The sequence below is a fragment of the Thioalkalivibrio sp. genome (genome assembly GCF_007692535.1).
Lineage (GTDB): Bacteria > Pseudomonadota > Gammaproteobacteria > Ectothiorhodospirales > Ectothiorhodospiraceae > Thioalkalivibrio.
This window is the reverse complement of the sequence record NZ_REBW01000048.1, coordinates 1-10,440: the sequence shown is the minus strand read 5'-3', so window position 1 is coordinate 10,440 and position 10,440 is coordinate 1. Positions and strand designations below refer to the sequence as shown.

The window sequence follows — 10,440 nt, the reverse complement described above, 5'->3', positions numbered from 1 at the left end:
CGCGGCATCCACCTGCTTGTCGGCCAGCCGGTCGTAGATGACGACCTCGCCAGACCCCTCACGGGCGAGTTCGGCTTCGGTGGGCTCCATCAGCCGGCGAACCGTGGTGGTCGATTGTCGGTTGGCACCCATGGCAACTGCTCAGAACACCAGAACTGCACTTTTGATCGTAACTTCGGCCGGGGTCGTCTGAAGTGTCCCCACCTTGGTTCGTTTAAGGACGCAGAGACCTTGCCAGATCGATCAGGGACGTTCGGGTAGAGCCGCGGTGCGGTGTCCGACTTCCCATAATTCAACGAGTGGGGACCGTGAATCGGCGCGACCCTGGCCGTTTGCGAAGGCGAACCTGCAGCACCAGGGCAGCGCTGTTCAGCTGTAAACGAGGCCCAGGCCGTTGCTTAAACTCGGGCACTTCCTGTCTTGACACTGGGGTCCACTTTACTATCCCCGGACCGCCGCGGAGTCACAGCGGCCGGGGCCATGACTTCAGGGTCGCAGGTAGGTATAGCCTTGGGTCTGAAGATGCGAGATCTCGGCCACGCCACTGGGGACGAGATTGGCTTCGGTCGAATCGTAGAGATCGGTGAGGATGTCGATGTTGCCGCGCGTGACGGTCACGTTGCAGATCCCGAAGTCCACGCCCTGCAACCGAAGATTGTCTACGCCGGCTTGGATGTCGGCATCGGTGAGCGCGTTCCGGAGCAGACCCAGGCCGGGTCCATGCATGATTACCTTGATGTCCATCTTGTCCGCGCCGACGGCATTGATGTGGTTCTGGATGTTGCCCAGTGCGGCCTTATGGCGGGCCGGGTCGTCATAATTCACGTGGTACACGACCTTCTGGTGCCCGTATTCCGCCGAAACGGCGCCGGGCAGGGCAAGGATTGCGGCGACAAGCGCCAGGGGGAGGAGCGATAGCAGTTTCTTCATGGTCGGGTTCCTTGCGGGTTTCCGTGGTTGTTACGGGGTATGAGCCACGAGCGCCCGGTGTCGATGTGGTCGAACCGGTTCCGTCGGACTAAAGAGAAGACCGACTTCGGCGGTGAGGTATTCCATCGGGTACCTTTCGGTAGGGGTATGGCCTCGGCGTGTAACGGGCTATGAAAGCCTCTGGGCCCAGATCTCGGATGCAGGGCGCCGTGGTTGCCTCGGGATGGGGCGCTCGGCCACCAGGAACAACAGCAGCGCCATCACCAAGGCGACGCCGGATTCGGGGAGGGTGGTGCGCCCGCCGCTCGATACGGAGTAAGCCGAAAGCCGGCTCGACGTGATCGCCACCGTAAAGGGCCGCGGATCAATGGCCACGCCGGAAGAATATGTCCAAAGCCCAGGCCCGGCGTTCATTTAGACACCATGAAAAAGCACACAACTACGTTGACCAACACCGGCCTGTTTTCTCGATCATGGTTGCGGAAAGACGAGCATGGTCTGACCTGGAGGGACGGTGTACGATCCAGAGCCGCCGCCCACACCACGTTCACGCACGACCCGTTACCGACCCTGAACGGCCAGTCGGTTCGCAGAGGTGAGGGGCTCCAGTCGAGTGAGGAGCGGACACCGCTGGACCTTTACCGGAACACTTTCATCCGATGTTTCCGCAGGCCATAGGGCACCGTACCAGCCGTTCGTGAAACCTTGTGGATGTCGCGTGGCGTTTCCGGGCGTGAGCAGGGATGATGAGGACCTACCGAACGGCTGGTTCGGCTAGAATCACTGGCCTCAAGAACATGAAATGAGGCACGGGCATGTCGAATGTCATCCAGAAGGAGGAGGCGCATCGGCTGGTGGATCAGCTTTCGGCGGATTCCACTTGGGAGGACCTGATGCGTGAGATCTACGTTCGCGAGGCCATCGAGAAGGGCCTCGAGGACAGTGAAGCCGGTAGAACCGATGAGGTGGGCGAGGTCAGAAGGCGGTTCGGTCTCCCTGAATGAGAGTTCACTGGACTCGCTCTGCGCAGAAGCACTTGGATGCGATTTACGCGTATATTGCGCAGGATTCCGAGGTGTACGCGTTACGAACGGTGGATCGCATCACGGCACGGTCGCGCCAGGTCGGGACGTTTCCCTGGTCGGGTCGCCGTGTGCCCGAGTACGACCGCGAGACTGTCCGAGAGGTTTTTGAAGGACCGTACCGCATCATCTACCAGATTAACGAGGCTCAGGTGGACGTGATCGCCGTCATCCACGGGGCCCGCGAGCTCCGGGATCCGCCAGCACACACCTGACTCGCTGTGGGTGTGAACCCGCCTCTGCGGCAGAGGGCCCGGTGGGCTGCCGGTGAGCCCGACGTACATCGCACAAGCCACTACTCAAGCTCCAGTCCCTGACTTCTGTTCGACCGCATGCGCTCGCGTGCGGCGCGCCGACCAGGGTCGGTTTCGGGTCGCCCAGTGCCGCTGACAGCGATCGGGGTCTCAAGTCGACCCAAACCGGCCACCCGGGTGGAGGGATGAGGGCCCGTAGTCGGCCATACGGCGGACGCTCGAAATGCCCCGTCTTGGATGCGACGGATCGACCACAGGTGCAGATCGAGAATTGCGCCCGCGGGATGAATCGCGACTTGCTGCATGCATATACGTTGCGTAAGCGTGCATGGCCTGCAGGTCCGGTTGGGATCAACGCCACGGTCGCCATCGTCGCAGATGTGCTTGAATCGCCGCGCGAACCCGGTGCTCACGGTTCTCCGCATCGCGCGTCGCCGCCATACTCGGTCGGCAACAGCAGGTTCTAACGGTTTGCAGACGCCCAGCTTCACTGCAGTCGTGCCGGTGTATCAAGAAGGCTGGACCTGGCGCCAGCGTCCCCCGCAAAGTCTGAAAGGGCCTGCGGTAATGGCCCCTCGGTCAGGCATTTCGCGTGGCTGCAAACCGTTGCCGATGGTTGCGTAATCAGCGCGAGAGCAGTTCGATATATCGCTGGTAGCTGTAGCTGCGATTCTTTTTCTGCCCGGTCATTTCCGTCACGACGCCCAGGTCTTCCAGTATCTTGACGGCGGCAGCGGCGGTCGGAAAGGTGGTTTTCAGTTCTTGCCGCACCCGCTCGATGGTGAAGCGCGGCATCATGGGCAGCAACTCGAACAGCCGGTAGCTGGCAGGGCCGGCCTTGGATGCTTCGAGCAGGCGGCGCCGATCCGCCGCGATCAGACTGGCGATGGCGATGATGCTGCCTTCGGCGTCACTGGCGGCCGTGGCGACGCCTTCGAGGAAGAACGCGACCCAGGCTTCCCAGTCGCCCTCGGTACGAATGATCGACAGGCGCCGGTAGTACTCGGTCTGATGCTGCTTCAGGTAGCCGCTCAGGTACAGAAGTGGCTCGGGCAATAGGCGCCAGTGTTCGAGCAGCGCTGCGATCAGCAGACGTCCGATACGGCCATTGCCGTCGAGAAAGGGGTGGATGGTCTCGAACTGGGCGTGTGCCAGCGCAATCCTGACCAGAGGCGGGAGTGAGCCGGCCTCATCGTGAATGAAGTGCTCCAAATCGCCCAGCAGATCTGCCACGCGATCGGCTGGCGGCGGCACGAAAGCGGCGTTGCCTGGACGGGTGCCGCCGATCCAGTTCTGGGAACGCCGCAGTTCCCCGGGCTGCCTGCCGGCACCACGCACCCCGTCCAGCAAGACGCGGTGGGCCTCACACAGCAGACGGGCGCTGATGGGCAGGCCATTGGGGTCGCGCAGGTTGTCCTGTACCCGCCTAAATGCGCTCAGATAGTTGGTGACTTCCTCGACATCCTCCGTGTTGCTGACGGCGAATCCCGCTTCCTCGTCGAACAGGTCGGTCAAGGTGGCCTGGGTACCTTCGATTTGCGAGGTGAGCAGCGCCTCCTTTCGGATGGCGCCGTACAGCAGCCAGTCTACCGAGGGCACTAGCCCCGACACCCCGGAGAGGCGCGCCAGGGCCAGCTCTGCCTGATGGTTCAGGTCGATGTAGGTCTCGGGTGCCAGCGCAGGCTCGGCGGGTGGGAGCGGATGCGGCACGAAGGCCTGAACCGATTCCCCCAGCGTCGTCGAGGCGGCATAAATGCCAGTGGTTCGCTTCACGGTAAAGGTGCCTTTAATGTGTATTTTAAAAATTAAAGCACCCTTTAAAAGTGGGCGCCAGCGTTAAAGCATCCTTTGATCAGAGGGCTTGGTCACATTGGCGGGCCGAGTGAGGCGAATCCGGTGTCGGGAGTGTCCGGCTCGGAAACGACGTCGTCATTTCATATTCCCGGGAGAGAGACACCTCAAGGACTTACAAACCTGACGGTGCCCTCCCTAGCCCCGAGGTGGCATGGATGACAGCCTTCTGCCTATTTTCTCGTTTGGTCCAAGACGAAATGCGGAACGCATCTCATGCCGATCTGCGCTGGAGATCTGGAGGCGATGCAACTGCGACTACGTGACGCTGCCGCACCGGCTTCATGAAGAGAAACTCGACGGCATGATCGTTGATGGAAAAGTCGCCTCTGGCACTCGGCCAGGCACGAATCTGCACCTGTGCGTCCATCCACGCGAAAAGCTCCTGTAGTGCGAGCGCGATGCGCGGGCGTGCCGCGTAGTCCAGACCGTGCGCAGTCCATGCGGCCCGCGCGGCATCGCGGCGGAGCCAACCCTCCTGTACGAACCCGGCGGTGAACAACGCCCGAAGCAGCCCATCGCCGAGCTTCCGGCGTAGCGCCTGCACGGCTGCCCTGGGGTCGGATGTCGTGCCAACTCCGGTGATCAGCGAGGCGGGAAGCAGATCCTTCCAGTCCGGCCCAGCAACGAGACCCGACAACAGGTCTTCGTCGATGATCTGCTGAAAATCGCCCACGGGGTCGGAGCCGGTACGCTCGGCGAGCTGGACCAGCGCACCGGCCTCATCGAGGTAGCCGGAGAGGCGGAAACCGCAGAGGTGGTGATCGACCAGATCGTGTACGAAGACGGAGGTGGGGATGCGTTCCCCCGTGTACGGGGTCGCTGCAATCACGTCCACGCCCAGATCCGGGAGATCGAGTTTCCAACCCCTCGCACCGAAGCCGTCGTCCCACTGTTCGGCGTAGAGAGCGGGCACGACGACCGGGGTTGCAGAAGCGGGCACAGTCGAGGACATCTTGGTTTTCACCTGAGCTGATTGGCCTTCCAGTTTACCGACCGGTCAACTAGACTTCCAGTTCATGGACACACAAAAGAACCAGCCGGACTCCCGAACCGCATTGCTGCACGCGGCGCGCGATCTGATCTTCACGCGCAGCTTCGAGCACGTCGGGACCGCGGAGATCTGCGAACGCGCCGGGGTCCGCAAGGGCAGCCTGTACCACTTCTTCAGCAGCAAGGAGGACCTGGTTCTGGCCATGCTCGACGCGCTGATGGACGACTTCGAGGGCGCAGTCCTGGTGCCCAGCCTGGAAGGACCCAATTGCATTCGGGAGCGGATCGATGCCTTTGTCCAAGCGATCCACGCCTTTGAAGCCGCTGTGCACCGCGAGTCCGGATACTTGCCCGGTTGCCCGTTTGGCAACCTGATCGTGGAGGCCGGCACCTACAACCCCGGGCTGCGACAGGCCGTGAAGCGTCATCTAGACCGTGTTGCCGGTCACTTCCAGCGCTGTCTGCAGGAAGGCATCGACCGCGGTGAGCTTCCCGCCCACACGGATGCGCTCGCCTTGGCGGAACTCTGGCTGGCACTGATGGAGGGCATCCTGGTGATGGCCAAGGTGGACCAGGATCCCGCCACCATCCTGCGGCTTGGACCGGCACTGCATGTGCTGATCGGGGTATCCGGTCCGCACACCACTTCTGAGGACCCACCCGAGGGTGCAGCGGGCGGCAACACTTGAGCCTGAGTAACACCAAAAACGAGGAGGCAGCCATGAATCACGCCGATTTCCCCCTGCACGACCGCGGCAGTGCTCCGAATACCGCATTCGGGGAACTGGCAATCCTGAAGGGTGCTCCTCACGCGGGCATTCTGCGCCTGTCCGCCTCCGGTTAGCGGAACACGCCTCATCGACGCTAGCCGTGCTTGATCGTCATGGCGCGGAACTGGAGCAAGGCGCACTGATCACCGTGACTTCTGGCCGACTGCGTATTCGCCATCCGCGTTGACCTCTCGTTGCCGAGAGCGAGACGCTGCCCAAACCGCTCGGGGTTGCCTCCGGAAGCCAGTCCGGTGCGGTTTTGGTGCGCGCAATCGTGGCCGCCCGTGCTGGGCCGACCATTTCACGTTCGGAAGGGTGACCGCAACCCGCATCCATGCAGCAATCCCCGAGAGCTGCCTTAGTGCCCGCTCAGGGCCGGCTAATGCCATCGATGGATGGTCCCCGCATGGCTTTTTTGGGCCGACTGATGCCGTTATCGGTCATCGGGCGTCTCTACCCGACCCTGAGCCGCCGCCCACTCACTGCCCACGAACGACCCGTTTCCGATCTGCTGCGGACGCCCGGAAGCGTCCATCACCCGCATCATTGTCTCGGGCCGGCGCGCCAAGATGGGTGGTATCAGCGCCTAGTCGGTCTGAACAGGCTGACTGACCCACGAAAACCCGCTTTCCGAAAACCCGGGGGTTCATGGGCGAGAGAGTGAGCGAGAGAGTTTCTCAAGTGTGGACCGGACGTTTCCCAAGTGGTAACGCGGTTTTCCGGCCTCAACGAGACTGCAGGAGCGACATCAACATGCACCGTCCGCAACCGACTCGGTCCCCGCGTCTCGCGTGCCTCACGGGTGCCGTACTGCTGTTCGTGCCCCTGATCGTTGGCGGCTCCGACCGCATCGAGGGTCAGATCGACGGCGACGCGCGCAGTTGGCACGTCCTCGAGTTCGAGGGCGAGTCCACGGCCACTTTCCACGAGTTCAGCCATGGCATGATCGGCGTATCGATCCGGGGTCATCAGGAACCGCGGTTTCAGGTGCAGGGAACGATCTCGATCGATTTCACGATCATGAACGGCCAGGCGCTGGGCGGGCCGTTGCCTGCTCAGGGCCGACCACCTGCGCTTGCCGACGGTTGGGCGGCGTTCGTTGCCTGCGGACGGGGTTTGCGGCTCACTCCCGAGCGACGGAAAGCCATTCAGCGATGCGTTCCAACTCGGGCATGCTCGGCGGCGCGTTACAACTGTCGTACAGATCCCGGGCCCACCTCTTCATCCCGACTCCATCCATCCTTGCCTGCATAATGGCTCGAGCGCGATCCACGATCTGCGCTGCCGGCAGACCGCCGATCCTGGGTACGACCTCGCGTACCGGGTTCAGGCCTCGCTCTCCGTGACAGTTCACGCAGCCATGAAACCGGTAAAGGTGCTCACCATCGACACCAGGCGAGGCGGCAGCGCCAACGAGCGGCACACCAGCCGAAAGGGCCGCCAGGGCTGCAAGCGTCCGAACGCTCTTGATCATGGTTCTGGTGGATACCCGGTTGACCCGTCGAAGGGTATTTCTCCGCTCTGCGCCCCGCAACTTCCGCACCCATGCCCCAGGCGGTCAGGCCAGGCTGAGCAGGTGCCGACCGTAGGCCCGTACGTCGTCCCAGTCAGTGTAGTCGATGACGGCCCGCCGATCCGTTGGGCCGTTTGTCATCTTCATGATCATCTGGATCATGAGCACGTCGTACCAGGGCCAGGCCGGGTAGTCGACCTTGCCCGCGATGACCTTCGCCTCTTTGGGCTTCCAGGCCGAGCGCTGGAGGAACTTCTGCATGTAGCGGTTGCCCTCGACCGTCGCCTTCTCGGGGTTGCGGGCGACCACGGAGACGTTGAAGAAGCTGTTGGGCTTGCCGTCGAGCGCATCCCGGTTATCCGCGACGAACTGGAACACTTCCTTGTCGTAGGTTCCGTAAATCACCGGGGCTCCGACCGCGACCACGTCGTACCGGGACCAGTCCACCCCTTCGTGTACGGCCTCGCGGATCTCCATCATCTCCGCCCGACCGCCGCTGGCGGTAATGCTCTCGCAGATTGTCCGCGCAACCCGGGCCGTATGGCCCCGGCGGCTCACGTAAAAGACCAGCACCGATTTCATTGGATCTTTCCCCTCCTGCAGGGTGCTTGTGCGCTTCACGGGCACCATGATGTCGTATTGAGCCAAGGCCCCAGACGGTGCAACGCAGCGCGGCTGACACCGGCCAAGCCGGGCAGAGACGGTCAGCATGGTACCAAGGAAGATCCGGACGTTCCGACTACGCCATGGGGCGACGGCTACCTCGATGCGAGGTTGGTGGCGTCCGAAGCGGATCAGCAAGCAGTCGCCCACGAATAGGGCGCCTGAGTCCGTTCATGGCCGAGACCTGACCCCTTGCGTGCGCCGCGTACCCTCGGCGCGCTTCGACGCCATCACGGTCGGGAGTTCCAGCAGCAATGTGGAGAGGCTACGCACGCTTCCCGTTTTCGGCCGCCGGCATGGCCTTGCCCGTATTCGCGCGGCACCAACAGGCAGTAGGACAACCGGGGAAAAAGCGATGGGGAAATGAAGGAACGGTGACACCAACTATCCCGTTGTCCGCCAAGCATTCAGCAGTCACCTACGCTGTGCTTTGGACAAGCCCGGCCTCCTGATCGGCGGGAGTCGCCGATTCAGTACCCTTGGCCACACCCATCGTCCGGCCTTGGGGCGCCGGGCTTCAATGTCCCCGCCGGATGTCACCGACCCTGGGCATTCGTAGCCCAGACGGGTGACGGAAGGCGGGGATATTCTTTGTGGCGCCTGGCCGCACCAAGCCATGGGAGTGGGCAGCATTGGCCGGCTGTCCCGGCCGCCGGGTCCGTTGCAACCGGGAACCCGTAGCCCTTTCTTGAGGGTGTCCTTCGCAGAGCGGATGGAAGTCGGGTCGAGCCGATCGGTTCGAACAGTCGAGTCCACCCCCGTAGCTGCGGGGGATCTTTCGTTCAGTTCCACCTTCGTAACGGAGCCGGTCGAAACCGGCTTTCACTGGTCAACCCAACTTGCTTGCACAAGCTCCGGCCTTCAGGCCGGGGTAAGTTGAGTAGGTTGGTGGCAAAGCCATCTCAGCGGTCCTCTCGGGTATGCCACAGCCGCAGCACGTAGATGGTCGAATCCTGAATTTCGTAGCGAACCTCGTACTCGCCGACCAGGATTCGCCGTACCTCGCGCGGCTCGAACTGGAAGAGTTGCTCGCCGATGCGTGGGTTGGTCACCAGAATGGTCGGGGCCTTGGTCAGTGCCTGCACCGTCCGCGCAGCGGCGGGCTTGTTCACCGGAGCCAGGAACTCATACAAGCGCCCCAAATCGGAAAGCGCCTTGCTGGTCCACTTCAGACCCATCAGCGCGGCAGCGGCAGCGGCTGGTCGGTGCCAAGGCTATCCGCCCACGCTTGTACGGCCTGGTGGTCGATGACGCGACCGGCGTCTACGTCAGCCAGTGCTTCTTGGGTCAGTCGGTCCCGCTCCTCTTCCTGGGCAATCCAGGCGGAAAGCGCCTGTTTCATGATCCAACCGCGCGAGCGGTCAAGGCGTGAAGCCATCTGATCGACCTTGTCAGCCAGCGGAAGCGGCACGTGTGCGGTCAGTACTTTGGTTGCTGTTGTCATGTTGCACCTCTTATCGGAACTTGATCTTGCCGGAGCCGGCCACGCTGTGATCACGGTGCGGCGGATCGCCCCGCATCAGAATGTCACCGGACCCGGCAACCCTTTCCGATGCGGTTTGATATCGAAATAATCATAGTGATTAAACCTGAATCGGTCAAGAAAATGTCAGATTGAGCTATATCTCCCATGACACCGCGGCCACGGTACGGGGTACGCATTAGCCGACTTTGATCAATGGTCACCAGTGTTCTTCCAGGCCGGGACGGGCGGGAGGGCGCGCGTCCCACAGGTACATGGCCGCGGGTGAGGCTACCCCCTGGGACCATGGGATCACCCTTGCTGGCCGGCGACCGCTTTCGACTGTTTTTGGTGCCCTCGTGGCCGCAACCCCGGCGACCGTTCAGGGCCGACCCTTGCCAATGGCTGGCTCTTGCCGACCCTGAGCGGGCACTCAGCGAGAACGGATGGGAGGCTGCAGTCGTAAGACAAGCTGACACTGGATACGGGTCTTCGATACTCGGGTGCACCCCAAAACAGGTGAGCCCATCACGCGGGCGCAGCGCCCGGAACGGTCTTCTGGATCGACATCGAGACCTGCCCGCCGCAGGTAGGGCAGCGCGGGTCGTCGCCCAAATCAGAGATGCCGACTCGGTCGATACATGCCTCGACTGCGTTCATAATTGCCCGGAACGTGTGGCAACCTCGGCCTTGACGGTGGATGGCGCGTGTCGCCTTCTTTACCCCACGGGGCTTCCGCAGCGAGTCCTACGTTCTTCGGCGTTTACAGGATGGTATAGAGGAGGTCCCATGGTTCAGCTGAAACGCGCATTCGCAGCCCCGGTCCTTGCGTTAGCCCTGATGGCCGGGCCGGTGGCGGAGGCCTGTACCCGTGCCGTGTATCTTGGACCGGAGGACCGGGTCCTCACCGGGCGGAGCATGG

11 protein-coding genes are annotated in these 10,440 nt (G+C 62.5%); 4 read left to right on the top strand and 7 right to left on the bottom strand.

The features are described from left to right. Window positions 1-486: 486 nt before the first annotated feature. Entirely contained in the window at window positions 487-930 is a 444-nt protein-coding gene (locus tag EA346_RS00905; protein ID WP_296754475.1) for a DsrE family protein, read from the bottom strand. Between the two features lie 815 nt (window positions 931-1,745). Here EA346_RS00905 and EA346_RS00900 point away from each other — a divergent pair. Further along, window positions 1,746-1,934 (top strand): hypothetical protein, encoded by a 189-nt coding sequence (locus tag EA346_RS00900; protein WP_296754472.1) that lies wholly within the window; start codon window positions 1,746-1,748, stop codon window positions 1,932-1,934. Next, window positions 1,931-2,227, top strand: a complete 297-nt coding sequence (locus EA346_RS00895; protein ID WP_296754468.1) for a type II toxin-antitoxin system RelE/ParE family toxin — start codon at window positions 1,931-1,933, stop codon at window positions 2,225-2,227. The genes EA346_RS00900 and EA346_RS00895 overlap by 4 nt, the downstream gene beginning before the upstream one ends. 663 nt (window positions 2,228-2,890) lie before the next feature. Here the strand turns inward: EA346_RS00895 and EA346_RS00890 are convergent. After that, window positions 2,891-4,039 carry a Fic family protein gene (locus EA346_RS00890; RefSeq protein WP_296754466.1) on the bottom strand — a complete coding sequence of 383 codons (1,149 nt, stop codon included), beginning with the start codon at window positions 4,037-4,039 and terminating at the stop codon, window positions 2,891-2,893. 292 nt (window positions 4,040-4,331) lie between these two features. Beyond that, window positions 4,332-5,072, bottom strand: a complete 741-nt coding sequence (locus EA346_RS00885; protein WP_296754464.1) for a hypothetical protein — start codon at window positions 5,070-5,072, stop codon at window positions 4,332-4,334. Window positions 5,073-5,136: 64 nt separating this feature from the next. Between EA346_RS00885 and EA346_RS00880 the strand changes: the two genes are divergently transcribed. Together EA346_RS00880 and EA346_RS00875 are read left to right on the top strand one after the other, a co-directional pair. Beyond that, window positions 5,137-5,799, top strand: a complete 663-nt coding sequence (locus EA346_RS00880; RefSeq protein ID WP_296754461.1) for a TetR/AcrR family transcriptional regulator — start codon at window positions 5,137-5,139, stop codon at window positions 5,797-5,799. A 32-nt stretch (window positions 5,800-5,831) separates the two neighbouring features. Next, window positions 5,832-5,954: a hypothetical protein gene (locus tag EA346_RS00875; RefSeq protein ID WP_296754458.1), complete on the top strand. Its 123-nt coding sequence runs from the start codon at window positions 5,832-5,834 to the stop codon at window positions 5,952-5,954. A gap of 1,049 nt (window positions 5,955-7,003) precedes the next feature. On the opposite strand, the gene EA346_RS00870 is transcribed toward EA346_RS00875, so the two are convergent. From EA346_RS00870 to EA346_RS00855, 4 genes are all read right to left on the bottom strand, one after another. Continuing rightward, window positions 7,004-7,354: a hypothetical protein gene (locus tag EA346_RS00870; RefSeq protein WP_296754454.1), complete on the bottom strand. Its 351-nt coding sequence runs from the start codon at window positions 7,352-7,354 to the stop codon at window positions 7,004-7,006. A gap of 84 nt (window positions 7,355-7,438) precedes the next feature. After that, window positions 7,439-7,975, bottom strand: coding sequence for a menaquinone-dependent protoporphyrinogen IX dehydrogenase (gene hemG, locus EA346_RS00865; protein WP_296754451.1), 537 nt, complete (start codon window positions 7,973-7,975; stop codon window positions 7,439-7,441). 983 nt (window positions 7,976-8,958) lie between these two features. Next, complete coding sequence (locus tag EA346_RS00860) at window positions 8,959-9,234, bottom strand: type II toxin-antitoxin system RelE/ParE family toxin (protein ID WP_296754447.1); 276 nt, start codon at window positions 9,232-9,234, stop codon at window positions 8,959-8,961. Next, window positions 9,234-9,500: a CopG family ribbon-helix-helix protein gene (locus EA346_RS00855; RefSeq protein ID WP_296754445.1), complete on the bottom strand. Its 267-nt coding sequence runs from the start codon at window positions 9,498-9,500 to the stop codon at window positions 9,234-9,236. Before EA346_RS00855 ends, EA346_RS00860 begins: the two co-directional genes overlap by 1 nt. Window positions 9,501-10,440: the final 940 nt, after the last annotated feature.

Coding starts and splice junctions, on each gene's coding strand:
- EA346_RS00905 (WP_296754475.1), bottom strand. CDS start 930: ATGAAGAAACTGCTATCGCTCCTCCCCCTGGCGCTTGTCGCCGCAATC.
- EA346_RS00900 (WP_296754472.1), top strand. CDS start 1,746: ATGTCGAATGTCATCCAGAAGGAGGAGGCGCATCGGCTGGTGGATCAG.
- EA346_RS00895 (WP_296754468.1), top strand. CDS start 1,931: ATGAGAGTTCACTGGACTCGCTCTGCGCAGAAGCACTTGGATGCGATT.
- EA346_RS00885 (WP_296754464.1), bottom strand. CDS start 5,072: ATGTCCTCGACTGTGCCCGCTTCTGCAACCCCGGTCGTCGTGCCCGCT.
- EA346_RS00880 (WP_296754461.1), top strand. CDS start 5,137: ATGGACACACAAAAGAACCAGCCGGACTCCCGAACCGCATTGCTGCAC.
- EA346_RS00875 (WP_296754458.1), top strand. CDS start 5,832: ATGAATCACGCCGATTTCCCCCTGCACGACCGCGGCAGTGCTCCGAAT.
- EA346_RS00870 (WP_296754454.1), bottom strand. CDS start 7,354: ATGATCAAGAGCGTTCGGACGCTTGCAGCCCTGGCGGCCCTTTCGGCT.
- hemG (WP_296754451.1), bottom strand. CDS start 7,975: ATGAAATCGGTGCTGGTCTTTTACGTGAGCCGCCGGGGCCATACGGCC.
- EA346_RS00860 (WP_296754447.1), bottom strand. CDS start 9,234: ATGGGTCTGAAGTGGACCAGCAAGGCGCTTTCCGATTTGGGGCGCTTG.
- EA346_RS00855 (WP_296754445.1), bottom strand. CDS start 9,500: ATGACAACAGCAACCAAAGTACTGACCGCACACGTGCCGCTTCCGCTG.